The sequence below is a fragment of the Cutibacterium granulosum genome (assembly GCF_900186975.1).
Lineage (GTDB): Bacteria > Actinomycetota > Actinomycetes > Propionibacteriales > Propionibacteriaceae > Cutibacterium > Cutibacterium granulosum.
In genome coordinates, this window is record NZ_LT906441.1 from 211,564 (window position 1) to 237,457 (window position 25,894).

Here is a 25,894-nt window from a genome sequence, read left to right on the forward strand (position 1 = left end):
TACGTTTCGTCCATCGCGAGAACTAGAGTCTGGGTATGAGTGAGTCACAGTCCCCCTGCCCCACTCCCCAGGCGCGCTCCATTCCGAACCGGAGCAGCACCCCGGAGGAATACCAGGCCCGAGTACGTCATCTCATGGCGATCCTGGCCCCCGGTATGCCGATCCGGGCCGGGTTGGAACGTATCGTTCGGGGGCACACCGGTGCGCTCATCGTCCTGGGAGACTCCGAGAAGGTCTGGGAGGTCGCCAGCGGAGGCTTCGTGCTGGATGCCCAGCTCACCCCACAGGCTCTGCGGGAACTGTGCAAGATGGATGGCGGGCTCATCCTGTCGGAGGATCTGGAGAGGATCAAGGCAGCTGGGGTACATTTCGTACCCGATGGAGACCTTCCGACGATGGAGACCGGGACTCGTCACCGCTCAGCGGACCAGGTGTCCCAACAGACCGGGGTGCCCGTCGTCGTAGTTTCGGCCTCGATGTCCACGATGGCGATCTTCCTGGAGGGGGAACGCCATCCGATCATGGAGCCCAATCAGCTGCTTGCCCAGGCGAATCAGGCGCTGGACACCCTTGCCAGCTATCGGGAGCGACTCAGTGTCGCCGCGATGAACCTCTCGATCCTGGAGGTTCGTGACTCGGTGGCCGTTGACGACGTGGTGCAGGTCGGCAGACGTATCGAGATGTTCCGTCGCATCGACTCCGAGGTACGCAATTACGTCTCGGGGTTGGGGGTCCAGGGCCGGCTCATCCAGTTGCAGCGCAAGGAGCTCGTCTCCGGGGTGGACGATCTGGCGCGTCTGGTCTCCGACGACTACCGCCCGCGCTATGCCGATCCGTCGACCTTCAGCATTTCGGCCCTGTCGCAGCTGACCTGGGAGGAACTGGACGACACCCAGCGGATGGCAGAAGCGATCGGCTTCGATCTCACCGTGCACAACCTGGGCAGCGGGGTGTCACCACGTGGCCACCGTCAGCTGGCTGCGATCTCGGACCTGTCACCGCGGGCAGCCCAGGCTGTCGTCGATCACTTCGGGACGCTGCGCAGCATCGTTGCTGCCAGTACCAGCGAACTCAGCCAGATCGCCGGAGTGGGGTCCCAGAGGGCCCGCATCATCCGGGAACAACTGCAGCGGACCCTGGATGATGAATCCGATCCGCTGAACGGATGATCACGAGCCGGGGTCATCGTCGTCGAGCCGGGGTCATCGCCAGACACCAGAATCCCGCTGTGCGGGAAGCGACCGGGCGACGAGGCGGGCCAGCCGAGCCGCGGGAAGGCTGGTGCGTCTCGCCGATGTGGCTCATCCGAACATCGCGCTGTGTCACACCAATCGCTGGTGGAACGGCAATGTCAGCTGAGTTGGAAGACGAATTGATACGCTCCGCCGCCCTTGACCTTGCCGGTGGCCACATAGGTACCCGGTCGCAGCGTCCCACCGATGGGGTCGCAGCCCTTGGCGCGTTTGCCCGGCCAGCTGAGCGACTCGCTCCACGCCTTGCCAGACGCTATCTCGTGAGTTCCCTTCGGCCGCCAGGCGGGACATTCCGCGGTGGTCCAGATGAGGTCGACTCCAGAGGTGATCGTCAACTCGACCGGCAACGCGGCCATGTCCCAGGTGCAGGCTGCGGCCGAGTCATTGGTGACGGTGATGGTGAAGTCCACGGCAGAACCAGCGGCAAACCTACGGGCCTTGGCCTTGACCTGGGAGTTCACTGTCGTCGCCGTGCATCGTGGTGCCGAGGCAGTGGGCGTCGGGGTCGGGCTGGCAGTGGCCGGGGTCGACGTCCCGGGCTGCGGTGAGGTGTGGGGGGATGCCGACTGGCTGGCACTGGTGTTGATCGGGGTGGCCCATCCCGTGTCCGACCATGACGGGTTGGGGGTGAAGGACGCTGCGGCAGGGTCCGCACCGCCCTTCCTCGCCGAGCCACCAGCCAGGCTGGACAGCAGCCAGACGATCAACGCGATGACGAGGACCGCGATGAGGACGACCAGACCACGACGTATCCAGTAGGTACGCGCTGGCTCCGGTCCGATCGGCTCGCGGAACCCCCTCCAGGGACTCATGTCATGCCTCAACGATGCTGTTGTCGGTCCGCCCACACCTGCGGCTCGACACGCTCACCGGTGTAGAACGGGATGTCGATGGCGACGTAACGACGGGCCTCCACGTAGCGCAGATCCTTCATGACGTCGACGACGCGGGAAAGATCATCACCCTCCAGGGCGAGGATCCACTCGTAGTCGCCCAGGGCGAAGGAGGCGAGGGTGCTGGCCTTGACGTCGGTGCTGCGGGCGCCGGCGATTCCGTGCTCCCGGAGCATGGTGGAGCGCTCGGCAGGATCGAGCAGGTACCAGTCCTTGGTGCGCACGAACGGGTAGAAGGCGGCCCAGCGGCGCGGAGCCACTCCGGCAAAACAGGACGGCAGGTGCCGTTTGTTGAACTCGGCCGGACGGTGCACCGCCAGTGAACTCCACACCGGCTCGAGGTAGGCACCCAGGGCAGAGCCTCGCAGCCGGTGGTAGGCGTCCTGCAGGGCCTCCGGGGTGTCTGCCGTCCACCAGACGAGTACGTCGGCATCGGCACGCAGACCACCCAGGTCGTACCAGCCGCGGGTCTCCACACCCGACTCGTCCACCCAGGCGGTGGACTCGGAGACGATCGCAGCACGTCGATCTCCACTGGCGGGAAGAGGCTTTGACACCTTGAACACCGAGTACATCGCCCACAGGCTCGCCTGATTCACCTCGGCGGGGATGACGCTGTGATCACGGGGATCGGTCGGCTCGGTGTAGGAACCCTCGGGCACCTCATCGGAGGCAGTGGGCTGGTCGGTGACCACCTCATGCGGCGCACCCTGGCCAGCGGGCTCCTGGGAAAGGCGTTCTGCCCGACCAGGCAGGTCGTGCTCGGACGCGGCCCGAGCGGGGGCCACGACGACGTCATTCTCATCCTCATCGACGTGATCGGCGCTACGAGCCGGTGTGCTGGGGGTCGACGCCGCGCTGGCGGAGTCATCACCACTGGCCGGAGCTGGTTCGTCGGTCAGTTTGCGACCGGCTGGGGCGGCCTCTCCGGCGAGCGCGACAACGGGGATGGGAGCCGGGTCGGCCTGCGAACCCGCTGCGCCTCGAGCACTGGGATCAGCTGCAGGTTCGGCAGCAGCTTCACTGCTGTGGCCCGAGTCGGCGGATGCCCGCGGACCGTCGATGGCATGTGACCCGCCCTGGGAAGGTGCGTCATCCCGATGATCGACACGAACCCGAGCCGGAGCGTCATCATGATCCATGGACGTGGACTCCTGCGGCAGCTCATCACTTCCCGAGATGGCAGGGCGACATGGTGACCCGTCGCCACGCAGGCAACACCCGGCCATGCAGGGTGAGGGCCACGAACCGGGCACCTGCCCCTTGCCGAGGGCCTGAGCTGCACGGGCCCGCATGAAGGTGACGATGTCGGAGATCAACGAGGGATGGGTGCCGACCGTGGCGGAACGAGCCACCGAGAGTCCCAGCTCACGGGCTGTTCGGGAGGCCTCGACGTCCAGGTCGTTGACCACCTCCATGTGGTCGGTGACGAATCCCAGCGGACAGATGACCACGGAGGTCACCCCCTGCCCCGGCAAGGTACGCAGGTAGTCGTTGATGTCGGGTTCCAGCCACGGATCGCTTGGACGTCCCGACCGGGAACAGTAGGCCAAGTCCCAACTGGGCATGTTGCCGAACGACTGATGGACCAGATCTGCGACGTGGCTGGCCACCTGCATGTGCTGGGTGACGTAGTCGCTGCCGGGCCGACCGTTGCCGGAGGCGTCCTGCATGCCCTGCGGGATCGAGTGGGTGACGAACACCACGCGAGTGGCCTGCAACGGGGTCGGTGGTATCTGCGAGAAGGCGTTCATGACGGCATGAGCATTGGCCGTCGAGAAACCGGGAGCCTCGTGGAACGGGGGCAGCATGTCGATCGTCATGTCAGTGACACCGGCCTCGGCCAGGGCGCTGGCGGCGTCCTCACGATACTGGCGGCACCCGGAGTAGCTGGAGAACGCCGTCGTGGGAACCATGAGGATGCGGCGGGCACCCTCGTCGCGCAGCCGACGAAGCACGTCGGACAGGAATGGGGCGCCGTGCCGGTTGCCCAGCACCAGCGGCACGGCAGATCCGGTCTGGACGACTGCCTGGCGCAACGCGTCGACGAGCTGGTCGGTCGCCGGGTTGATCGGACTCATCCCGTCCATCCGGTAGTAGTGCTCTGCCACCGCCTGCAACCGTGCCGGGGGGATCCGTCCACCGGAGACGTGCTCCAAGAAGGGCGTCACCTCGTCATTGTTGTGTGGCCCACCGAACGAGGCCACGACCACGGCGTCGTAGGGGTACAACGGATCGTCCGACGAGATCGTCGCGGTGGATGTGCCGGGCGCGGAGGTCTCAGGTCGGCCGGCGGCTGACCCCGTCGCGTCAGGTCTGGATGAGTCCGGCCTGGGGGCTGCGAAGAACGAGTCGTCACTCATCGGTGCTCCTTGGAATCAAGATTTCGGTGCGAGGTCACGAACGGTCAGCCCGGTCACCGGGCACTTGAGATCGTCCTGGGATCCCGTGTCGGACAGATCGATGATCGGCGCGGGGAGATCGACGTCAATCCCCAGGACGTCGGTCAAGGAATTGAGCCAACGGTCACCCAACCCCTGTTCGGAAGCGATTCGAGCGCGTGCCGAGGGGATGTGGGCAATCGATGCGGCAAGTCGGCGCAGGGAGCGAGTGGCATCCTCCACCGACACCTCACCCTCAGCTGGGAGTTTGGCCACCTCGGCCTCGACGAGGTCGGTGAGAACGTCACGCAGGGCCACCACGGCGGGGGCCATGCGACGCCGTTCCAGGTCCAGGGCAAGACCGTGCACCCCGTCGGCGACGATCTTCTCGGCAGCACGTCGGTCCTTCTCCGTCGAGTCGGGCACGGCAGCGGAGATGTCGACCAGGTTGATGACCTCAATACCCTCAGGAGCAGGCAATTCGACGTCACCACCGACGGCGAGGTCCAGCACCGGAAGCGGGCGTCCGTCGCGCTGGGCCATGACCTGTGTGGCGGTGGCGCGGTCCAGGGCGGCGGTCTTGCGGCCACGACAGGCCACGACGAGATCGGCGGTGGCAAGTTCATCAATGAGGTCGTCCGGGGCGATCGCCGCCACCTCGTGGCTCTCGGCGAAGTCCTCGGCACGGCCTCGAGCGGAGGCCACTGCGATCTGCGAGACCCCACGGTTGACCAGCTGTGCACAGCTCGCACCGGCGTAGGAGCCGGTGCCCAGCACGACGACGCGGGCCCCTTCCAGCGGAGTCGTCCTGCTGACGAGGTCCAGCCCGACAGCGACAACGGTGCGGCCCTGGGAGGCCAGACCGGTGTGTGTGGCCACCTTGCGGGACGTCTTGAGGGCTTCCTCCACGACGTGCCCGATGAGATAACTGACCGTGGACTCCTTGCGCGCCTCGGACAGGGCACGTTTGAGTTGCCCGGCAATCTCCCGTTCCCCGGTGACCATGGATTCCAGGCCACTGGCAACGCGGAACAGTCGCCACACGGCTTCATCGTCACGCAACAGTTTGCCGTCGGCGGCCAGAGTCGGCGCATCCAGCTCCGCCACGAGCGCTCGCAGCTGCTCGTCGGACAGATCCGTCTCCATGACGACGGCAACCCTGTTGCAGGTGGACAGGACCATGGCCCCCCGCACCTGCGGCGCATCCGTCAGCCGGACAGCAAGACCTTCGACTGAAGCAGCGGCGGCACTGACAACGGCCATCCCCTCTTGAGCATGATCGACAGACAGAACAGTTAAACCCACAGTGCCATTCAACCACGAGTCACCGGTGGTCATGATGCACGCACCCCGCCAGAGCCATCCCCACGCGCACGGGAATCGTGCTCCAAGCCAGTCATGACGCACCCCAGAACCAGACGCCGTGTGTCGAGACGTTTCACAACCGGGAAAACAAGCAGACCACAGTGGGCAACCTCGTTGCTGGGCTGGCACGGACCCCGGACGGCAGGCGGTCGCACAGAGGCGTACAGGAGTGCCGCGGGAGAACCGGGCACAGGAATGTCAGGAATCTCACCGCGCAGGAATGTCACGCACAGGGAAGCATGGGAAGAACCGATCGTCGGGAGTCGTGTTCCTGAGAGCCACTCCGCCTGGCCGCAAGGGGGTCTCGGGCCTTGACGCCGGGGCGTGTCATGGAAGCCACTGGACTCCCGAGCTCCGCTGGACTCCCGGGAATCCCGAACCCCGCCGGACCCACTGGACCCCTGGGAGCCCTGAGCCGCCCGGAAAGCCCCCGGCAACCCCGAGCTGCCCGGAAAGCAAGGGATCCGGGTTTGTCCGGGCTCGCGAGGCGTGGGCACAATCAGAGGTGATGAATACTCCAGCCCTTCTGGCCGCCATGACCGGCCAGCGTCCCGATCACCATCCGGTGTGGTTCATGCGCCAGGCCGGGCGTTCCCTGCCCGAGTACCGCGCAGCTCGTGAGGGCACGACGATGTTGCAGTCGTGCCTCACCCCGGATCTCGCCGCCGAGATCACCTGCCAACCGGTGCGCCGGCACAAGGTGGATGCGGCGGTGCTGTACTCCGACATCATGGTGCCGCTGGCCCTGGCCGGGGTGGGGGTGCACATCGAACCGGGCGTGGGACCTGTGGTCGACGAGCCGATCCGCACCGCTGCCGATGTGGCCAAGCTCACCAGCATCCCGGCAGGTGACGCAGCGGTCGTCGAACAGGCAGCCAAGCTCGTCGTCGACGAGCTCGGTGAGGCCACCCCCCTCATCGGTTTCGCCGGCGCCCCGTTCACCATCGCTGCCTACCTGGTCGCCGGTCGCCCCAGCCGGGATCACCTCGCCGCGCGCGCCATGATGCACTCCGACCCCCAAGCCTGGGGCGAACTCATGGACTGGGTGGCACGCCTCGATGCCGCATTCCTGGCAGCCCAGGTGGCTGGTGGGGCCCGAGCCGTGCAGTTGTTCGACTCGTGGGCAGGCTCGCTGAGCGCGGGCGACTACCGCAGTCACGTCGCCCCACACTCGCTGAGGGCACTTGCCGAGCTGGATCGGAAGCTGCCCATGGTGCATTTCGGGGTCAATGCCACCCATCTCTTGGACGAGATGGCCCAGGTGGTTGCCCAGTCCTCAACACACCCGGTGATGGGCGTGGACCACCGGATCACCCTGTCCGATGCCGCAGCCACCCTCATGGTGTCGGGCCTGGACATGCCGTTGCAGGGCAACATCAACCCGGCGCTGCTGCTGGCCGGGTGGGACGCCTTGGAAGCCGAGACCCGAGCAGTCGTCGCAGCAGGGGCCCAGACCGAGGGGCACATCGTCAATCTGGGCCACGGGGTTCCGGCGCAGACCGACCCCGAGGTGCTCACCCGTCTCGTGGAGCTGGTGCATTCGCTGTGAGAAACGTTGACGCAGTCGTCATTGGTGGCGGAATGGCCGGGCTGGTGGCCGCCTGGCAACTGACCCAGGCCGGGCTGAAACCGGTCCTCGTCGAATCGCGCGGTTACACCGGCGGCCTGGTCGCAGGATCACAGCTGGCCGGGATCGCCTACGACATCGGAGCCGAGGGGTGGGCGACTCGTCGCCCTGACACCAGCCAGTTGGCCACCGAACTCGGTCTGGTCGTCGAGCCGCCAGTGCGTCAGCCCTCCTGGGTGTGGTTCGACGACGGGGCGTTCGCCATGCCATCCGACGCGGTACTGGGCATCCCGTCCGACGTCACCTCCACCGACGTCGTGACCGCCATCGGGGGCACGGCGGCCGACCTTGCTGCCGGGTTGGACTCCCGACCGGTTCCCGACGAGGTACCGGAGAGTTTGGGGGAGCTGGTGCGCACCCGACTGGGCGAGGAGGTGCTCACACGACTGGTGGGGCCGATCGCTGGCGGCATCCACGCCGCGGTTCCCGACCTGCTCTCAGCAGATGTCGTCGCCCCGGGGCTGCGTGCCGCACTGGTGCGCACCGGGTCGTTGCAGCAGGCCGTCGCAGCTCAGGTGCGCGCCCGGGGTGACTCCCAGGTCGTCGCCTCGGTGGCCGGTGGCATGTTCCGCATGCCGCAGACCCTGCACGAACAGATCGAGGCCGCCGGTGGCCAGATCCTCACCCGGACCGGGGCGAAGTCCATCAGCGCCTCCCCCACCGGACTCGAACCGGGTGCCTCCCCCACCACGGCAGGGGCCGCCAACGTTCCGACGCCGGATGGGCACGACGCCCAAGGCGGGCGTTGGCTGGTCACCACCGCTGCCACCTCACGCAATCCCAATCCGTCCCTGCCCCCGATTCCCGATGGCGAACCGGTCACCTACTGCACCGACCGGGTCATCGTGGCGTGCAGCGCCGCCCCAGCCCTCGACCTGTTGTCCGGCGTGATCGACGTCACCGGGCCAGCGCTCACCGCTGGAGCTCCCATCGCCCACGTCAACCTGGCACTGCAGGCTCCGGAACTGGACGGGGCACCACGTGGCGGCGGAATGCTCGTCGCCCCCGGGTCGACAACCGTCAAGGCGAAGGCCCTCACCCATCTGTCGAGGAAGTGGCCGAGCCTGGGAGCGTCCTGCCCATCGCACGTGCACCTGGTGCGCGTCTCGTACGGCCGCAAGGGTGAGAAGGCGGTGCCGCTGTCGGTCGAGCAGGCGCTGACCGACGCGTCGGTACTGTTCGGCGTGAAACTCACGAGTGACCAGCTGCTGGACTCGGCGATCATCCACTGGGACGGTGCCCTGGCGCCCACCACCCCGCGTACCCGGGCGTGGGTGCAGGAGTTGCACGCACGTCTGGAGAAGGTGCCGGGGCTTGCCCTCACCGGGGCCTGGGCCAGCGGATCGGGTATCGGGGCCTTGGTGCCACATGCTCGGACCGCCGCTCGAAAGCTCGCCTGAAGACCGACATCCCGCCTGAGGAGCTGTTTCCGGGGGCGTTTTTCGCCCCCGGGTCGGCACCGCTGTTGACCGAGCCTCCCCGGGACCGGGGAAGGCCCGGAATCACCATCAGCCGTCGGCATAGGGGGTTGGGCACGGCAGCAAAGCGTCCTGCTGGTGCCGGCTCAATCCCTCGCTCCGCAGGATCGGGGCATTCACGTCGCGCTCTGAAACGTCACAACCTGAGGCACCGCACCGACCCATCGCCACGGCACCCCGTGGCAAACATGTTGGTACTCCACGAACCCGCCACGCCACGTGGCACAACCCGCAGACACAAACAGAAAAACCACACGACTGCGCAACACCCGAGATATCGAGATCTGGCGACAAGACCCGCGAAGGCTCCGCAGGAGATCTGCCACATGGGAGCAGAACCGCATGGGATCGAGGCATCTCCCACGCTCTGAGGCACCGCAACCTGAAGCACCGCACGAGCCATCGCCGCAACACCCCGTGGCAAACATGTCAGCACCCCACGAACCTGCCACAACCCGCAGACACAAACAGAAAAACCACACACCAGTGCAGTACCTGGATGAACGACAGCGCAGTACCCGGACGGGGCCCGCCGCGAAACCGACACCCGCCACGCTGCGTACTGTCGAAACACCTGGATCTGGTGCCCCTGAATGCTTCCACCGAGAGACAAACCAGCTCAGAGGAACGGAGCCGACAAGGTCAGGGCCTGCGGAACGGGTTCGCTCGGAGGGGATCACCCAAACCAAGGCGGACTCGCAAAAATCATTCGTGACAAGATGGGAGACATGACAGTCATTCGTCTGGGAACCCGCGCCAGCGCACTTGCGACCACGCAGTCGCAGACCGTTGCAGACCTGCTCACAGCGCAGGGTCTGCAGGTGGAGTTGTTCCACGTCACCACCGACGGCGACACCTCCACCGCGTCACTGCGGCAGATGGGTGGCACCGGCGTCTTCGCCACCGCGATTCGTTACGCCCTCATCGGCTCCCAGTGCGACGTGGCCGTCCACTCTTTCAAGGACCTGCCCACCGCCCAACCGATCGGTCTGCGGGTGGCAGCGGTGCCGCCACGGGAGGATCCGCGCGACGCCCTGGTGGCCCGCGACTCACTCACTCTTGACGAGCTGCCCAAGGGGGCGAAGGTGGGCACCGGCTCCCCGCGTCGATTCGCCCAACTGCTGGCACAACGTCCTGACCTGCAGATCGTCGACATCCGAGGCAACGTCGACACTCGGCTGGGACGAGTCAAGGGCCTGGGACGGTACGCCAAGGGGGGCGGCCGGGAGGATCTGGACGCCGTCATCCTGGCCTGCGCCGGGCTGGAGCGGCTCGGCCACGCAGGACTCATCACCGAACGCTTGAGCACCGACGTCCTCATGCCAGCCCCCGCCCAGGGAGCGCTGGCCGTGGAGTGCCGCAATGCCGACTCCCTGCACGGTCCACTGGCCAAGGCCCTGCAGGCCATCGACGACCGTCCTTCCCATCTGGCGGCGCTGGCCGAACGCGCCGTGCTCAACCGACTGGGCGCTGGATGCGCCGCCCCGGTCGGCGCCCACGCCACCCTCACCGAGGGCGGCCCAGACAAGACTGCCCAACCCGACGTGCTGCACCTGCAGGCCGTCGTCTGTTCCCTGGACGGCACCAAGCAGGTGCGCAAGGAGGCCAGCATCGAGCTGCCCCCGCTCACCGAGCACTTCGCCGCTGCCTACGGGATCGGTGAGAAGCTGGCCGAGGACCTGCTGGACGCCGGGGCCGGTGAGATCACGGATCTGTCGGCGTCCAGGAGCACGCCCGCGAACCCGGATGTGCACGACTCCGCCAGTGCAATTCGCAGCAGTGAGGCTCACAGTGACACGCCCGGTACGCAGACCGCAGCGGGCAGCAAGGAGGGCCGGTGAGCACCCAAGCCGTCCTGCCCCCGGTCCTGGTGCCGCGCAAGTCGTCCCACGACCGGATCGGCACCGCTCTCAAGCAGCACGGATTCGGCGTCATCCACGCCGCAGTGACGCGGATCGTCACTCTGCCGGACGCCGAGAAGCTGCATGAGGAGGCCACCTGGCAGGCCGACTGGCTCGTCGTCACCTCGGCCAATACTGTGCGCATGCTGCCCCCGGACCGCCTGACCCGGGCCCGGGAGGGGGGAATGCGAGTCGCCGCGGTGGGCAGGGCCACCGCACGTGCCTTGGCAGGCCTGGGCGTCAAGGCAGATCTGGTGCCGCAGACCCAGAGCGGAGCCGGTCTGGTCGACGCCTGGAGCGAGGAGGGCGCACGAGTCCTGCTACCGGTCTCCCAGCTCGCCGCACCCACGGTGCCCGAGGGACTGGCCGCCAAGGGCTGTCACGTCAACCGTGTCGACGCCTACACCAGTGAGGCCTTGGAGGAGCTGCCCGAGGTCGTCGTGCAAGCCTGGCCGGCCCTGGCCGCGGTCGTCGTCACCTCATCGTCGGTGGCGCGCGCCCTGGCCCACCTCACCGAACAGGCCGGGCTCGCCTGGACCCGGCAACAACCCATTGCCATCGGCGGACCCACCGCCGCAACCCTCGCCGAACTGGGGTACCCAGCCGCTGCTGTCGCAGCCGCCCCGACGCCCGAGGGAATTCTCACCGCAACCCTGGGAGTGATTCATGACTGACACCACCATCAAGCCCCTGCCCGAGATACTGCGTCCCCTGGTGCGGCCGCGTCGACTGCGCACCACCCCGGCCATGCGTCGCATGGTCGCCGAGACCCGGGTGTCCCCCGCCCAGCTCATGCTGCCGGCCTTCGTCGCCGAGGGGCTCACCGAACCCCGCGAGATCAGCGCCATGCCCTGGCAGTACCAGCACACCCTGGATTCGATCAAGAAGCTTGCCGAGCAGGCCGCCGAGGCTGGCATCGCCGGAATCGACCTGTTCGGCGTGCCCACCGAGAAGGACGAGATCGGTTCACAGGCGTGGAATCCGGAAGGAATCCTAAACAAGGGCATCGCCGCCGTGCGTGACGCGGTGGGCGACGACCTGGTCATCTGCACCGACACCTGCCTGGACGAGTTCACCAGCCACGGCCATTGTGGCGCACTCACCGAGGACGGACGCGTCGACAACGACGCCACCCTGCCGCTGTACGCCGCGATGGCCGTCAGCCAAGCACGGGCCGGGGCCCACGTCGTCTCCCCCTCGGGCATGATGGACGGCCAGATCGCGGTGATCCGTGAGGCTCTGGACGACGCCGGGTTCACCGACGTGGCGATCCTGGCCTACTCCGCCAAGTACGCCTCGGCCTTCTTCGGCCCGTTCCGGGAGGCCGTGGACTGCAGCCTCAAGGGCGATCGCAAGGCCTACCAGCAGGATCCGGCCAACCGCATCGAGGGTATGCGCGAGACCCTGCTCGACGTGGCCGAGGGAGCCGACATGGTCATGGTCAAGCCGGCCTCGCACTACCTGGACGTGCTCAGTGACGTCGCCGCCGAGGTGACCATCCCGGTGGCTGCCTACCAGGTGTCGGGTGAGTACGCCATGCTGGAGTCCGCAGCCGCCAAGGGGTGGATCGACCGTCGCCGTTGCATCAGCGAGTCGCTCACCTCCATCGTGCGAGCCGGAGCCGACATCGTCCTCACCTACTGGGCGATCGAGGCCGCCGGCTGGCTGCGCGAGGAATTCTGAGACCCATGATGTGAACCACGCGTGCCACTCCTGACCGCTGGAGCCACCAGGTCATGGGAGTGGCGCGTGATCGGACAACCACACGACGCACTGTTGACAGACACATTTTTGAAAGGGGCGTGCCGATGAGCACCAATGCCGAACTGTTCGACCAGGCCAAGAAGGTCATTCCCGGCGGGGTGGACTCGCCGGTGCGTGCCTATGGATCGGTGGGTGGGGTGCCGCGATTCATCGACCATGCCCAGGGCCCGTGGATCTGGGACGCCGAGGGGCACCGCTACGTCGACCTGGTGTGCACCTGGGGCCCGGCCCTGCTCGGCCACGCCCACCCGAAGGTCGTCCAGGCCGTCAAGGACGCCGCCGAGAAGGGACTGAGCTTCGGCGCACCGACGCGCACCGAGACCATGCTCGCCGATGAGATCCGTTCTCGGGTGGATCCGGTGCAGAAGGTCCGGTTCGTCTCGACGGGAACCGAGGCGACGATGACGGCGGTGCGGTTGGCACGCGGCGCCACCGGGCGTGACGTCATCGTCAAGTTCGCCGGTCTGTACCACGGCCATTCCGATGCCTTGCTGGCCGCAGCCGGCTCGGGGGTGGCCACCGCAGGGTTGCCCGGCTCGGCCGGTGTGCCGGCGGCCTCCACCGCGGACACTCTCGTGCTGCCCTACAACGACGTCGACGCCTTGGAGCAGGCCTTCGCCGAGCGCGGCGACGAGATCGCCGGTGTCATCGTCGAGTCCACCCCGGCGAACATGGGTGTCGTGCCGCCGCTGCCCGGCTTCTGCACCGCCATCCGCAAACTCACCGCCGAGCACGACGCGATCATGATCGTCGACGAGGTGCTCGCCGGGTTCCGCTGCTCGGCAGCCGGGTACTGGGGGGTCCTGGACCGCGACGGGGAGCACTTCGTGCCGGATCTGTTCACCTTCGGCAAGGTCGTCGGTGGCGGCATGCCGCTGGCCGCGCTGGGAGGGCGCGCCGAGGTGATGGACCTGCTGGCCCCCACCGGACCCGTCTACCAGGCCGGAACCCTGTCGGGGAATCCGTTGGCGACGATCGCCGGGCTCACCACCCTGCAGCTGGCCGACGCGGGCGTCTACACCCGTCTCGATGCTCGCTCCGAGCAGTGGCGTGACGCCCTGCACGGGGCTCTGGGCCGCGCCGGGGTGCCGCACCAGATCAACAACGCGGCATCGCTGTTCAGCGTCTTCCTGGGCTGCGAGCAGCCGGTGCACGACTACGAGGGCGCCAAGTCGCAGAATGCGGAGGCGTACTCGGCGTTCTTCCACTCCATGCTGGACGACGGGGTCAACCTGCCGCCGAGCTGCTTCGAGGCATGGTTCCTCTCCGACGCCCACGACGAGGAGACCTTCGAGGTCTTCACCGCTGCGCTCCCGGCAGCCTGTGAGGCGGCGGCCAAGGTGATCGGTGGCTGACGACGTCCATCGGGCATCCGGTCCGGCCACGTCGGCGTTGGGAACGGACAGCCCCGTCACGAATTCCCTCACCTGCCCGCCTCCCCGGCCCCGCGGCCTGGATCCCGAGACAGTGGCAACGGTCTGTGCCTGGTACCGCACCAATGGCCGTGATCTGCCGTGGCGCCGGCCGGGAACCTCCCCGTGGGCAGTGCTCGTCAGTGAGGTGATGAGCCAGCAGACGCCGGTGGCCCGGGTGATCGGCCCGTGGACCGAGTGGATGCAGCGCTGGCCCACCCCGGACGACCTGGCCGAGGAGGAACCCGGTACTGCCGTGGCCGCCTGGGGGCGGCTAGGCTACCCGCGCCGGGCACTACGGTTGCACGCCTGTGCGGTGGCCATCGCCACCCAGCACGACGGCCAGGTACCGAGCGATCGCGACGAGCTGGTCTCGCTGCCCGGAATCGGCGACTACACGGCGGCAGCGGTCGTCTCGTTCGCCTTCGGGGGTCGGGCGGTGGTGTTGGACACCAATGTTCGCCGTCTCATCGCCCGGGCCGAGTGCGGGATCGGCAACTGCCCCAGCTCGCTCACCCGGGCGGAACGCGAGCTGGCGTCGGGCTTGGTGCCCGACGACGCCCCAGCGCGGTGGGCGGTGGCGTCGATGGAGTTGGGAGCGCTGGTGTGCACGGCCCGCTCCCCGCACTGCACCGAGTGCCCGATCGCCGGTTCGTGTCGCTGGTTGGCCGCTGGGCGTCCGGACAATGCCCCGACCCGTCGTGCCCAACCGTGGAAGGGCACCGACCGGCAGTGCCGCGGGGTGATCATGGACGTGGTGCGCAACTGCCCGGATGGGGTGCCGGTGGAGACGACCCTGTCGGCCTGGCCGCATCGGGACCAGGCCGAGCACTGCCTCGACTGGCTCGTTGCAGACGGGCTGCTGCACCGCACGGACGACACCGTGCGGTTGTGAGGGGACGGCCTCGCACGACTCGCCACTCCGCCTGCCCGGTGCTGCACCGACAGACGACGGGTGATCCAGAGAAACATCGTCCCAGGATTGGCGCACTGCATGGACCGGATGGAGAGTTGTCGTGACAGGGACGGGACCCTCTGCCAAAGCAGGCGCCGCCGATCCGACAGCTGGTGGAGCCTGCGTCGTGGCAACAATCATCGGCCAAGGCCGGCCAAGGTCACGCCGAAGGCAGAACTCAATCATCAGACTTGTAGGCTGCTGTCATGTTGCCCATCCGCGTGCTGCTGGCCGACGCACCCCTTGCACACCATGACACCGCAGGGCAAGGACAGCACCATGTGTGATGTTCTCGACCTCATTGACGCCCGGGTCACTGACCATGCTCGCCCCGTGGTCCTCGTGGATGGACGCTCCGGAGCCGGCAAGACGACTCTGGCGGCCCAGCTGGCTGCTCGCCATCCGAACTGGCAGCTGGTTCATGCCGATGACATCTACCCCGGGTGGACGGGGTTGTCCGGGGTGTGGGACCTCACCAGTCTGTGGAACCCCGAACCCAGCTACCTCAGCTGGGACTGGTACCAGATGTGCCACGGGTCACGGGTGCCGTTGGACGCACACCTGCCCATGATCGTCGAGGGTGCCGGGGTGCTCACCCCCGCCAACCGGGCTCACGCGACGTTGGGCGTCTGGTGTGAGCTTGACGCGCCCACTCGTCGAGGCCGGGCACTGCGCCGCGACCCCGAGTTCCAGGCGTACTGGGCAATGTGGGCGATTCAGGAAGGACTGCACATCGCCCGCAACCGACCGACCGAGCTCGCAGACCTCACCGTGGACTGCGCCGCGAAGGACGGTGCACCGGCTCGGTGACGCCGGCCGATGGCCACGCTCGTCCACAGACGGTCAGGCGGTTCTCTCATCCGCCGCTTCAACTCTTTGCGCGGCCACGCTCGTCCACAGACGGTCGGGCGAGGGATACCGGGCGGGAGCCAATCCAGTGCCTCCACTGCTTCCGGTCACACCCCCCATCCAGGGGGACCGAGCAGGCGACTGAGGCGTCCTGACCACTCCACCAAGGGAACAGTGACCGGGTGAACAGCTGACTGCGGGCACGCGGGACCGACCAGTCTTGCACCCCAGGCAGCCTTGACAGTTCGCGGCCTCGTGGCGCGACGTCACACCAGCAGGTACTTCACCACGGCAATGGCGAGGAGCGCCAGCGTCAGCACTCCCATCCGTCGCCAGGTGGCAGGTCTGCTGCCCCGGGAGACGCGGTTGGCGTCGTCGAAGAAGATCCATCCCGAGGCCAGGCCGGCAAGGAATCCGCCGACATGGGCCTGCCATGCGATCCCGGGGAAGAAGAACGCCAGGCCGAAGTTGAGGGCCAGCACCACCCACAGCGACCGGTTGGACAGGCCCAGCTTGCGCTGGACCACCAGCAGCACACCGAACAGCCCGAAGATGGCCCCGGACGCACCGAGCACCCCCTGTCCCCAGGAGGGCAGGACGGCACCATCACTGCCCGGTGAGGCCATCGCGACGTAGACGACGCCACCGGCCAGGGCAGACAGTGCGTAGGCAGCAATGTATCTGGCACGTCCGAGGAATATCTCCAGAGCCCGTCCGAGCGCCCACAGCGCGTACATGTTGAACAGGATGTGGGCGATCTCCGGGGCATGGGCGAAGGCCGAGGTGACGAATCGCCACGGCTGAGTGGCTCCCAGCGCGGGAACCAGAATGATCTGGTCGACGAAGCCCGGGAACACGAGTTCCGCCAGCCACACGATGACGCAGATCGCAATGATGGTGTAGGTGACGACCGGGGTCTGGGAGGTGGTGGTCCGGGAGCGACGTCGGCGGCCCCGCGAGGTGGCCCGGGAGCGCCCCGATCGGGAGTCACTCATCTGGGCGGCCTGGGGTGGAGCCCAGGCAGGGTCGGGCTGCGACCGATCAGGTTTCGGAGCATCGGCCCGTGGTTGGCTCAGCTGGGGCTGCCCATCAGAGCCACCACCCCACGGCTGGGCGCCCGATGGCGGAGGCGTCTGCCAGTCAGGGCTGGGGCTGGCCGGGCCCTGTTCGGGACTCGTGTCGTCAGACTGCCAGCTGGACGATCCGCCGGACTCGGGCTGGTGGGGGCTGGGATGGTCACTCATGGTTCTCCTGTGTCGGGCTGCCAGCCTCGAGGGTACCTAATCGGACGACGCCTTGAAATCGGCGAAGAAGGCGACGACGAGGGCTGCCAGACCCATCTCGATGGCAGGTACGAGCATGGACTGGCCGAATCCACGCGACAGATCCCCGTGGGTCGCCACCAGACGCCAGTCCATGACGGCGGCGATGAGCGCCGAGCCCAGCACCGATCCCACCTGGCGGATGGCGTTGTTGACGCCCGATCCCGCTCCTGCGACGTCGAGGCGCAGGTCGTGGGTGGTGGTCAGGGACACCGGACTCCACACGAACGACGACCCTGCTCCCATGACGGCTCCGATGAGCGAGAACACCCACAGTGGTGTCGTCGGGGTCATGAGGAGGAACCACAACAGGGAGCAGGCGGTCACCGTCAGCGTCCCCACCAGACCGATTCGTCCGGATCTGCGACGCTGCAGGATGCGCCCGGCGAAGGGGGAGCAGATCGCGGTCGCCACGGCCGTCGTCGCGAGCAGCAGGGCCGCCTTGGTGGGGGTGAGCCCGCAGGCGGTCTGCAGGTACAGGGCAGTGATCAGGCTGAAGGACGACACATTGGCCCCGACGAAGAAGATGGCGGCGTTGCCCAAGGTGAAGTTGCGGTTGCGGAACAACCCCAGCGGGACCAGGGGCTGTGCGTCCCGGCGCTCCATGCGCCGTTCGTACCAGACGAACAACCCCAGGAACACCACGCCGAGGGCGATGAGCAGCGGTACCGAGATGATGCCGGTGATGACGCCCCAGTCGTAGGTCTGGCCTTCCTGGATGCCGAAGACGATGAGGCTCATGGCGATGCCCGACAGAATCATTCCCCACCAGTCGAGTTTCGCCGCGGTGCGTGGCATCACTGGCACGGCGACCAGGGCGCGCCACAGGCCGATCACCCCGATGGGCACGTTGACCAGGAAGATCCATTCCCAGCCCAAGCTGTCCACGAGCACTCCGCCGAGAATGGGGCCTACGAAGCCGGCCACCCCGGCCACACCGCCCCACACGCCCATGGCAGCTCCGCGGATGCGCGGCGGGAAGAGCTGGGTGATGAGTGTCATGGACTGTGGGGCCATGAGCGCTGCACCAATCCCCTGGACGGCGCGGCAGGTGATGAGCATGCCGATGGTTCCGGACAGTCCGCAGGCCAGCGACGCAAGGGTGAAGATCGTCATACCGATGGCATAGATGTTGCGGGTGCCGAATCGGTCGCCCAGTCGTCCGCTGATGAGCAGCGGGACGGCGTAGGTGAGCAGGTAGGCCGAGGTCACCCAGACCCCGCCGTCCAGATCGGTGTGCAGGTTGTGGATGATCGCGGGCATGGCCGTGGTGACGATGGTGGCGTCTACCAGGATCATGAAGAAACCGATGAGCAGGGCTCGCAGTGCCTGCCAGGCGCGTTTCTCGGTGACGACCTTGCCGTCGGAGTCCAAGGCCAGGTCGTGGCTCCGTCCCAGGCCCTGTTCGGGTACGGCATCCCGCAGGCCCGGCCCACGTCTCGAATCCTGAGTCGGCTCGGGACCCTGGATCCCATTCGGTTTCCGGGTCGGATCAGGGTTCTGGGCCGGATCGTGCTGCCGCCTCGGACCGCGCTCGGACGGTGCGTCGGAGTCTCCCGGTCCCGGATGTCGGTTGGGATGTGTGGGGTCCGTTGCTGGGGACGGCTCGGATGGCAAGGGCGCTCCTGGGGTGACGGTCAGGTGGGCAGACTTCGAACGGCAAGCTGCTGGGCGGAATCGTACGTGTCATGTCCGTGCTGGGGCACGCGCGATCAAGGCAAGTCTAGAGCTTGGCCTCAAAAGCAGAGAGCCGTCACAACCTGGCGGCCACGCCCTTCAGGCTGACAGCCCGGATTGCGACATGCCGTGGTGAGCCACGACACCTCACCACGGTACCGGCCCGAGGTGTCTGGATGGTTCGTCCCGTGGCTGGCTCACCGGCGTTGCGCAAGTGCCGAGGCGATCGACTCGGCGATCGTGGTGTCACGGAACTCGAATCCGTGGTCGAGGAGCTTGGCGGGTTTGACGCGCTGGCCGGCGCAGATCGTCTCGTCGACGAGTTCGGGGCCGAGCACTGCCTTGGCGATCGGGGTCGGGAAGGACACCACGGCTGGGCGGTGCAGCGCCTTGGCCAGGGCCTTGGTGAACTGCGCGTTGGTGGCCGGGGCGGGCCCGGTGAGGTTGACGGGTCCGGTGATGGTGTCGTCGGTGAGGATCTTCACCATGGCCGAGACGTGGTCGTCCAGGCTGATCCACGACAGGTACTGCCGGCCGTCACCGACCTTGCCGCCCAGTCCGAACTGGAACAGCGGCCGCTCTTTACCGAGGAATCCACCGGAGGGGCTGATGACCTGCCCGGTGCGCAGCGTCGCCACGCGTACCCGCTGGGGTGCGGACGCGGCGGCCTCCTCCCAGCTGCGGCACACCTGTGCCAGGAATCCGGAACCGGACCTGTCGTCCTCGTAAAGCCACCGGTCACCGCAGTGTGCGCCGTAGAAGCCCACCGCCGAACCACTGAGGAAGATCCGGCAGCGCGATGACGACTCCAGGGCCTGCACGACGAGTCGGGTGGAGTTGACGCGGGAGGACACGAGCGTGTCCTTGTAGTCGTCGGTCCACCGCGAACCGGCGATCGGGGCACCAGCCAGGTTGACGACGGCGTCGACGTCGTCAAGGCACGGCGGATCGATGGACAGACTGCTCGGGTCCCAGCGACGGTCGGAAGGCTGGCTGGGTTCGTGGCGAGTCAGGGTGACGACGTCATGGCCTTCCTCACGCAGCCGGGTGGCCAGTGCTGCTCCGATGAGACCGGTGGACCCTCCGATGGCTACTCGCATGTTTCCAGCCTAGGTGGCAAAGGCGAGCATCACGAGAATGTGATCGTGTCCAGAAGCAGCTGAGCGTGAACATGGCAGGTGCGTGTCCTCACCACTCGTCGATCTGCTGCACGGGTCTGGAAGGCATTCCCCGGCTCCTACGCGCCTGCGCCGAGCCGTCTCCCGACATGTGCCGACGTCCTCGCTTGCAACCCGCTCGCCGTCGATCACTCCAGTGACGTTGACGCAATCCCCCCATGAGCAGACCGTGACGTGAATGGGCAGACGTGACGTGGGATCCGAGTCAATGCGGACAGTGGGCGGGGATGTTCGTTGCAGCAGGGCATCCCTCTGGAGGCACGGGATAGGGGGGAGGCACTGGGTAGGGTCGGTGACGGTTCCACGGCACGGCACCTGGCCTGACCCGTCGAGTTTCGACCGCCCAGTGCCGCCGCGGCCTCGATCGTGCACATACCGTCAGGAGGTTCGTCATGGCCCTCATCAGTCATGCCCAGGGGTGGGTTCGTACCATCATCGACGGTCTCAACCGCCCCTTTCCGTGGGGTGCCGCCCATCATTCCTCGGGGCCGGACGACGTCGACGTCACCCCGTGGCTGCTGCATCCGGCTTTCCATGGTTGTCTGGACTGGCACTCCTCGGCGCACATGCAGTGGTCCGGCGTCACCTTGTTGGCCTGTGCAGCCCAGAGGATTGAATCTGCCACCCGCGACGAACTGGTCGACGTGCTCAATGACCGGCTCACCGTCGCCAACGCCCAGGTGGAGAAGGATTATCTGCGCACCCATCGCGGATTTGAGCGTCCCTACGGCTGGGGATGGGCGGCGCTGCTGGCTGCCCAGTGCGAGGTGGCCCGGCCCGCTGAAACGCGACACGTGGTTGCCACGGGGGCGCCGTCCACCAGTGATGGATCAAGCCAGCGCTCCTGCGCCTCGGCCACCACATTCCTCACTGCACTCTCCGGAGCCACCGAGACCCGGCAGACCAATGAGCAGGAGGCGGACACGGTTCCCGAGGCAACGGATTGGGCCGAGGCCACCGGGATCGTCACGAAGCAGGTGTTCGCGAACCTGATGGCCTGGCTGCCGAACCTCACCATGCCGGTGCGCACCGGCACCCACGACAACACGGCCTTCGGCATCGGGCTGTGCCTGGACGCGGCACGAGTTCTGGGGCGCACCGACGTCGTCGCCGCAATCGTCGAGCACTCCCACCGCTTCTTCGACGCCGACCGCGACTACCCGGTGGAGTGGGAGCCCAGTGGCCACGACTTCCTCTCCGCCGGGCTGAGCGAGGCCCATCTCATGGCCCGGGTGTTCCAGGTCGAGGGACGAGGCGAGGAGTTCGGGGGCTGGTTGTCGGCGTTCCTGCCACGTCTGGGACAGGCCGGCGACACCCTCCTGACCGTTCCCGACGTGCTCGACGGCACCGACGGCAGGTTGGCGCACCTGTACGGGCTGAGTCTGTCGCGGGCCTGGCAACTGCGGGCCCTGGCGCCGTGGCTCGACGAGGACGTCCAGCGCCGCATCGCCCAGGTCACGGCTCGGCAGGTGAGTGCGGTGGAGCCCCAGATCAGTGACGGGGACTTCATGGCCACCCATTGGTTGGTGTCGTTCGCGGTGCAGGCGGAGCTGGCGTCAAGCAAGTACTGACTGTTTAGGCAATGCCTCAAAAGTGATCGGTTCAAGATCACAGGTGACATTGATATCACCTGGCAACTCATACAAGCCGATCTTTTTGGCCGCAAACTGATATACCCGAGCCAGTACGTAATTTTGGGGTTGTTCACGAGAAACCCGAACTTCATTGCGGCTTACAATCATCGGCCAGTTTATATCACGACGTGTTGTTTTGACCTCAATGTGCCGCTCACGTTCATGAAGATCGTAAGATTTAATATCGTACCCTAAACCATCACCTTTGGTTTGACTCACATGCTCCACCTGATCTGCAAGATCAGCACGCCCCCCTTCACGAAGACGGGTACGTTCCCGTTCGAGTACTGCGAGCTCTCCAGCCATACCTAGCGAGGTATTTGCAGCTTCGAGTGCGACGTAATCGGTGTGAACACCACCTTGACGATGCGCCATACCTCCGTACTCAACTAGAACCCGATCGGGCATTTTTGATGTTGTCCATGCAATGTCCATCCGCTCGGTAGCTTGAGCGGATACAGACGTCTGCATCAGGTTAAGTAAAACCTTATTGGAGTCGGCATACAACTGTTTACGTATCTCATCAGCGAGGGAGTGCTGAAAATTACCTCGCGGCTTATAACCTTTGATATAGAGGCAGTGCATATCACGCAAGATCGCGCTAATATTAGCGAATTTCATTTCATAGGCACCGCGGCTGCGGCCAAACATCTCCATCAGCTTTTGGCGCTGATGAGATTTTACATATGGCTGGCCAGCCAATTCCTGAGCCAGCATGTCTAGATATGCAGCCACCGTGGCGGCGTTTTCTTCAGCCGTCCAGACATCTCGTCTCGCCATAGTGCCCAGGATACTGATCGCGTCTCGTCCCAAGACACCAGTGGTCCCGCCCCCACCCGGGGACGGGACCACCAAGCATGTTCGAGTGGGCTCAGCCTTCCTGCTGACCGCACTCGTCGCCGCTACCGGCGGTCAGCTCCTCGGGTACCTGGTCGGGAGCGACCGAGCGGTCCGTGCCGGCAAAGGTGAACGGCTCCTCCGAACCCTCCGGGGCAGCATCGACCACGACGATCTGACCAGACTTGACCTCCCCGAAGAGGATGCGTTCGGCCAGCGGGTCCTCGACGTCGCGTTGGATGGCGCGACGCAGCGGTCGAGCGCCCAACAGCGGATCGAAGCCACGCTTGGCCAGGAGCTTCTTGGCGGCCGAGGTCACCTCGATGCCGATCGAGCGGTCGGCGAGTCGTCCCTCCAACTGGCCGATCATGAGATCGACGATGCGCAGGATGTCGTCCTGGCCAAGCTGGTGGAAGACGATGATCTCGTCCAGACGGTTGAGGAACTCCGGGCGGAAGTGGCTCTTGAGCTCCTCGCTCACCTTGGACTTCATCTTCTCGTAGCTGGCCACCTCGTCGTCGGCTCGGGAGAACCCGAGGTTGACGGTCTTGGAGATGTCACGCGACCCAAGGTTCGTCGTCATGACGATGACGGTGTTCTTGAAGTCGACCACACGCCCTTGGGCGTCGGTGAGACGTCCCTCGTCGAGGATCTGCAACAGGGAGTTGAAGATGTCGGGATGGGCCTTCTCGATCTCGTCGAAGAGGATGACGCTGAACGGCTTGCGGCGCACCTTCTCGGTGAGCTGACCGCCCTCCTCGTAACCGACGAATCCGGGCGGGGAACCGAACATCCGCGATGCGGTGTGCTTCTCGGAGTACTCACTCATGTCCAAGGTGATGAGGGCGTCCTCGTCACCGAAGAGGAACTCGGTGAGCGCCTTGGTGAGCTCGGTCTTGCCCACGCCCGACGGGCCAGCGAAGATGAACGACCCCGCTGGGCGCTTCGGGTCCTTGAGCCCGGCCCGGGTACGCCGGATCGACCTGGCCAGGGCCTTGACGGCGTCCTCCTGGCCGACGTAGCGTTTGCCGATCTCGTCCTCCATGTGGAGCAGACGCTGGGACTCCTCCTCGGTGAGTTTGAACACCGGGATGCCGGTGGCGCCGGAGAGCACCTCGGCGATCTCCTCCTCACCGACGACGGCCGGCACGGCGGAGTCGCCCTGCTTCCACTCCTCCTCCTTGGCCTCACGCTCGGCGCTCAGCTTCTTCTCGTCGTCGCGCAGTGCAGCGGCACGCTCGAAGTCCTGGGCGTCGATCGCCGCCTCCTTCTCGGTGCGCACCTCGGCCAGACGGTCGTCGAACTCACGCAGGTCCGGCGGGGCCGTCATGCGACGGATGCGCATCCGGGCACCGGCCTCGTCGATGAGGTCGATCGCCTTGTCGGGCAGGTATCGATCCTGCACGTACCGGGCAGCCAGGTTGGCGGCGGCGGTGATGGCCTCATCGGTGATGGTGATCTTGTGGTGGTTCTCGTAGCGATCCCGCAGACCCTTGAGGATCTCGATCGCCAACGGGATGGACGGCTCGGCCACCTGGATCGGCTGGAAGCGGCGCTCCAGGGCGGCGTCCTTCTCGATGTACTTGCGGTACTCGTCGAGAGTGGTGGCACCGACGGTCTGCAGCTCACCGCGAGCCAGCATCGGCTTGAGGATGCTGGCGGCGTCGATGGCACCCTCGGCGGCACCGGCACCGACGAGATTGTGGATCTCGTCGATGAACAGGATGATGTCGCCGCGGTTGTTGATCTCCTTGAGCACCTTCTTCATGCGCTCCTCGAAGTCGCCACGGTAACGCGACCCGGCAACCATGGAGCCCAGGTCCAGGGAGTAGATCTGCTTGTCGCGCAGGGTCTCGGGCACGTCTCCACGCACGATGGCCTGGGCAAGACCCTCCACGCAGGCGGACTTGCCCACGCCTGGTTCACCAATGAGCACCGGATTGTTCTTGGTGCGGCGGCTGAGCACGACCATGACGCGCTCGATCTCCTTCTCACGGCCGATGACCGGGTCCAGCTTGCCTTCCCGGGCCTGTTGGGTGAGGTTGCGTCCGAACTGGTCGAGCACGGTGGCCGGCGACTGCGACGGGCCAGCCTCCGGGGCGCCTGCCGTCGCGGCCTGCTTGCCATCGTCGCCCTGCAACAGCTGCAGGACGGTGTTGCGCACCGTGTTGAGGTCGGCGCCGAGCCGGATGAGCACCTGGGCGGCGACGCCCTCCCCCTCCCGGATGAGGCCGAGCAGCAGATGCTCGGTGCCGATGTAGGAGTGGTTCATCTGGAGCGCCTCACGCAGGCTGAGCTCCAACACCTTCTTGGCACGCGGGGTGAAGGGGATGTGACCGGTGGGGGTCGTCGTGCCACGGCCGATGATCTCCTCGACCTGGGCGCGCACCGCCTCCAGCGAGATCCCCAGCGAGGTGAGGGCCTTGGCGGCAACGCCTTCACCCTCACTCACCAGTCCGAGCAGCAGATGCTCGGTGCCTATGTAATTGTGGTTCAGTGCCTTGGCCTCGTCCTGGGCCAGGACGACGACCCGACGCGCCCGGTCTGAGAACCGTTCAAACATGAAGTCTCCTTGCAATGGGACAAGACCCTCCACAGGAGAGAATCTCTATCAACATCAGTCTAGACAGCGACGAAAAAGGTGCAGCAATTCCCGTTGTTCGCCTCTGGGTAAGGGGCGGCGATTCACACCCGGCAACGTGTTCTCGGAAAAATTTTCTTGGCAGGAGCGCCTCGGAGGAGCCTGCCGAAAACAGCGACGACGTCCCCATCACGTGGGACGTCGTCCTCGACACGCACACGTTCTGCGCGAATCGGTGTGAAGGATCGCTCAGTGAGCCGCCGCGTAGGCCTCCCGAACCTCATTGGAGACGCGCCCGCGATCGGACACCTCCATACCCTGCTGGCGTGCCCAGCGGCGAATGTCATTGGCGGAGGGCCCTCCGACAGCGGCGGCACGACGTCCGCGCGAATGGCGCCCGCCAGTACGACGCGCAGACTTGGTCCACTTGGCGAGGGTCTCACGAAGTTCTGCCGCATTCTCGGTGGAAAGATCGATGACATAGCTCACCCCGTCAAGAGCGAATTCCACTGATTCCTCTGCAGCAGAACCATCGATGTCGTCAACGAGGTCAACACGAACGCGCTGAGCCATAATCCATCCTTCCAGAAAAAGCCTACGAGGCAGTCGTGCCTCTTTCACATATAGGATAGAGATGTCTTCTCGGCGCTTTCAAGTTGTGCGCAGCAAATTTGGTCTCCTTACCCCTCACACAGTATGAGTCGATCCGATGTTGCTCCGATGAATGAGCTGAGGCAGGCTTGACGGGTGGAATGCCGCACCGCCAAAACATCGAACAGCAAAACGA

The 25,894-nt window shown here is 66.2% G+C and carries 19 protein-coding genes; 10 read left to right on the forward strand and 9 right to left on the reverse strand.

Annotated elements, in window-relative coordinates; genetic code table 11:
- Positions 1–35: 35 nt before the first annotated feature.
- A complete protein-coding gene (gene disA / locus CKV91_RS00995) occupies positions 36–1,169 on the forward strand; it encodes a DNA integrity scanning diadenylate cyclase DisA (protein WP_051167240.1) in 1,134 nt (377 codons plus the stop codon).
- 182 nt (positions 1,170–1,351) lie between these two features.
- Here disA and CKV91_RS01000 read toward each other — a convergent pair whose 3' ends face one another.
- Genes CKV91_RS01000 through CKV91_RS01010 form a run of 3 tightly spaced genes read right to left on the reverse strand, consistent with a single transcriptional unit; the run spans position 1,352 to position 5,817 of the window.
- On the reverse strand, positions 1,352–2,065 hold the full coding sequence (locus CKV91_RS01000) for a hypothetical protein (protein ID WP_021104085.1): 714 nt from the start codon (positions 2,063–2,065) through the stop codon (positions 1,352–1,354).
- An 8-nt stretch (positions 2,066–2,073) separates the two neighbouring features.
- Positions 2,074–4,509: a hydrogen peroxide-dependent heme synthase gene (hemQ, locus tag CKV91_RS09650; RefSeq protein WP_231933771.1), complete on the reverse strand. Its 2,436-nt coding sequence runs from the start codon at positions 4,507–4,509 to the stop codon at positions 2,074–2,076.
- Between the two features lie 15 nt (positions 4,510–4,524).
- Positions 4,525–5,817 (reverse strand): glutamyl-tRNA reductase, encoded by a 1,293-nt coding sequence (locus CKV91_RS01010; RefSeq protein WP_036977726.1) that lies wholly within the window; start codon positions 5,815–5,817, stop codon positions 4,525–4,527.
- Positions 5,818–6,400: 583 nt separating this feature from the next.
- Here CKV91_RS01010 and hemE point away from each other — a divergent pair.
- From hemE to CKV91_RS01050, 8 genes are all read left to right on the forward strand, one after another.
- Entirely contained in the window at positions 6,401–7,441 is a 1,041-nt protein-coding gene (gene hemE / locus CKV91_RS01015; RefSeq protein ID WP_065860389.1) for a uroporphyrinogen decarboxylase, read from the forward strand.
- Between the two features lie 32 nt (positions 7,442–7,473).
- Positions 7,474–8,919 carry a protoporphyrinogen/coproporphyrinogen oxidase gene (locus CKV91_RS01020; protein WP_065860560.1) on the forward strand — a complete coding sequence of 482 codons (1,446 nt, stop codon included), beginning with the start codon at positions 7,474–7,476 and terminating at the stop codon, positions 8,917–8,919.
- Between the two features lie 806 nt (positions 8,920–9,725).
- Complete coding sequence (gene hemC, locus CKV91_RS01025) at positions 9,726–10,838, forward strand: hydroxymethylbilane synthase (RefSeq protein ID WP_065860559.1); 1,113 nt, start codon at positions 9,726–9,728, stop codon at positions 10,836–10,838.
- The gene (locus CKV91_RS01030) at positions 10,835–11,572 is read left to right on the forward strand and encodes a uroporphyrinogen-III synthase (protein ID WP_065860388.1); all 738 of its coding nucleotides are present in this window, start codon (positions 10,835–10,837) and stop codon (positions 11,570–11,572) included. Before hemC ends, CKV91_RS01030 begins: the two co-directional genes overlap by 4 nt.
- A gap of 73 nt (positions 11,573–11,645) precedes the next feature.
- The gene (hemB, locus tag CKV91_RS01035; RefSeq protein WP_065860558.1) at positions 11,646–12,581 is read left to right on the forward strand and encodes a porphobilinogen synthase; all 936 of its coding nucleotides are present in this window, start codon (positions 11,646–11,648) and stop codon (positions 12,579–12,581) included.
- A gap of 125 nt (positions 12,582–12,706) precedes the next feature.
- The gene (hemL, locus tag CKV91_RS01040) at positions 12,707–14,017 is read left to right on the forward strand and encodes a glutamate-1-semialdehyde 2,1-aminomutase (protein ID WP_065860387.1); all 1,311 of its coding nucleotides are present in this window, start codon (positions 12,707–12,709) and stop codon (positions 14,015–14,017) included.
- A gap of 97 nt (positions 14,018–14,114) precedes the next feature.
- A complete protein-coding gene (locus tag CKV91_RS01045; protein WP_065860557.1) occupies positions 14,115–14,969 on the forward strand; it encodes an HhH-GPD family protein in 855 nt (284 codons plus the stop codon).
- A gap of 312 nt (positions 14,970–15,281) precedes the next feature.
- Positions 15,282–15,839: a nucleoside/nucleotide kinase family protein gene (locus CKV91_RS01050; RefSeq protein ID WP_065860556.1), complete on the forward strand. Its 558-nt coding sequence runs from the start codon at positions 15,282–15,284 to the stop codon at positions 15,837–15,839.
- A gap of 305 nt (positions 15,840–16,144) precedes the next feature.
- Here CKV91_RS01050 and CKV91_RS01055 read toward each other — a convergent pair whose 3' ends face one another.
- The 3 genes from CKV91_RS01055 to CKV91_RS01065 form a co-directional block, all read right to left on the reverse strand.
- On the reverse strand, positions 16,145–17,122 hold the full coding sequence (locus tag CKV91_RS01055; protein WP_095140906.1) for a rhomboid family intramembrane serine protease: 978 nt from the start codon (positions 17,120–17,122) through the stop codon (positions 16,145–16,147).
- Between the two features lie 36 nt (positions 17,123–17,158).
- Positions 17,159–18,625 (reverse strand): DHA2 family efflux MFS transporter permease subunit, encoded by a 1,467-nt coding sequence (locus tag CKV91_RS01060; RefSeq protein ID WP_411430980.1) that lies wholly within the window; start codon positions 18,623–18,625, stop codon positions 17,159–17,161.
- Positions 18,626–19,074: 449 nt separating this feature from the next.
- Positions 19,075–19,977 carry a TIGR01777 family oxidoreductase gene (locus tag CKV91_RS01065; RefSeq protein WP_065860386.1) on the reverse strand — a complete coding sequence of 301 codons (903 nt, stop codon included), beginning with the start codon at positions 19,975–19,977 and terminating at the stop codon, positions 19,075–19,077.
- A gap of 470 nt (positions 19,978–20,447) precedes the next feature.
- Between CKV91_RS01065 and CKV91_RS01070 the strand changes: the two genes are divergently transcribed.
- Positions 20,448–21,626: a DUF2891 family protein gene (locus CKV91_RS01070; RefSeq protein WP_231933774.1), complete on the forward strand. Its 1,179-nt coding sequence runs from the start codon at positions 20,448–20,450 to the stop codon at positions 21,624–21,626.
- On the opposite strand, the gene CKV91_RS01075 is transcribed toward CKV91_RS01070, so the two are convergent.
- The 3 genes from CKV91_RS01075 to CKV91_RS01085 form a co-directional block, all read right to left on the reverse strand.
- Complete coding sequence (locus tag CKV91_RS01075; protein ID WP_157738698.1) at positions 21,612–22,469, reverse strand: protein NO VEIN domain-containing protein; 858 nt, start codon at positions 22,467–22,469, stop codon at positions 21,612–21,614. The two genes, CKV91_RS01070 and CKV91_RS01075, sit on opposite strands and share 15 nt — an antisense overlap.
- A gap of 91 nt (positions 22,470–22,560) precedes the next feature.
- A complete protein-coding gene (locus CKV91_RS01080; protein WP_065860384.1) occupies positions 22,561–25,089 on the reverse strand; it encodes an ATP-dependent Clp protease ATP-binding subunit in 2,529 nt (842 codons plus the stop codon).
- A 267-nt stretch (positions 25,090–25,356) separates the two neighbouring features.
- Positions 25,357–25,680 carry a histone-like nucleoid-structuring protein Lsr2 gene (locus CKV91_RS01085; protein WP_021104060.1) on the reverse strand — a complete coding sequence of 108 codons (324 nt, stop codon included), beginning with the start codon at positions 25,678–25,680 and terminating at the stop codon, positions 25,357–25,359.
- Positions 25,681–25,894 lie beyond the last annotated feature (214 nt).

Bases quoted from the DNA above. Each gene is read 5' to 3' on its own strand.
- hemB (WP_065860558.1), top strand. From the start codon at position 11,646: ATGCGTCGCATGGTCGCCGAGACCCGGGTGTCCCCCGCCCAGCTCATG.
- CKV91_RS01065 (WP_065860386.1), bottom strand. From the start codon at position 19,977: ATGCGAGTAGCCATCGGAGGGTCCACCGGTCTCATCGGAGCAGCACTG.
- CKV91_RS01000 (WP_021104085.1), bottom strand. From the start codon at position 2,065: ATGAGTCCCTGGAGGGGGTTCCGCGAGCCGATCGGACCGGAGCCAGCG.
- hemQ (WP_231933771.1), bottom strand. From the start codon at position 4,509: ATGAGTGACGACTCGTTCTTCGCAGCCCCCAGGCCGGACTCATCCAGA.
- CKV91_RS01075 (WP_157738698.1), bottom strand. From the start codon at position 22,469: ATGGCGAGACGAGATGTCTGGACGGCTGAAGAAAACGCCGCCACGGTG.
- CKV91_RS01070 (WP_231933774.1), top strand. From the start codon at position 20,448: ATGGCCCTCATCAGTCATGCCCAGGGGTGGGTTCGTACCATCATCGAC.
- CKV91_RS01080 (WP_065860384.1), bottom strand. From the start codon at position 25,089: ATGTTTGAACGGTTCTCAGACCGGGCGCGTCGGGTCGTCGTCCTGGCC.
- hemL (WP_065860387.1), top strand. From the start codon at position 12,707: ATGAGCACCAATGCCGAACTGTTCGACCAGGCCAAGAAGGTCATTCCC.
- disA (WP_051167240.1), top strand. From the start codon at position 36: ATGAGTGAGTCACAGTCCCCCTGCCCCACTCCCCAGGCGCGCTCCATT.
- CKV91_RS01055 (WP_095140906.1), bottom strand. From the start codon at position 17,122: ATGAGTGACCATCCCAGCCCCCACCAGCCCGAGTCCGGCGGATCGTCC.
- CKV91_RS01050 (WP_065860556.1), top strand. From the start codon at position 15,282: ATGACACCGCAGGGCAAGGACAGCACCATGTGTGATGTTCTCGACCTC.
- hemE (WP_065860389.1), top strand. From the start codon at position 6,401: ATGAATACTCCAGCCCTTCTGGCCGCCATGACCGGCCAGCGTCCCGAT.
- CKV91_RS01085 (WP_021104060.1), bottom strand. From the start codon at position 25,680: ATGGCTCAGCGCGTTCGTGTTGACCTCGTTGACGACATCGATGGTTCT.
- CKV91_RS01020 (WP_065860560.1), top strand. From the start codon at position 7,474: ATGGCCGGGCTGGTGGCCGCCTGGCAACTGACCCAGGCCGGGCTGAAA.
- hemC (WP_065860559.1), top strand. From the start codon at position 9,726: ATGACAGTCATTCGTCTGGGAACCCGCGCCAGCGCACTTGCGACCACG.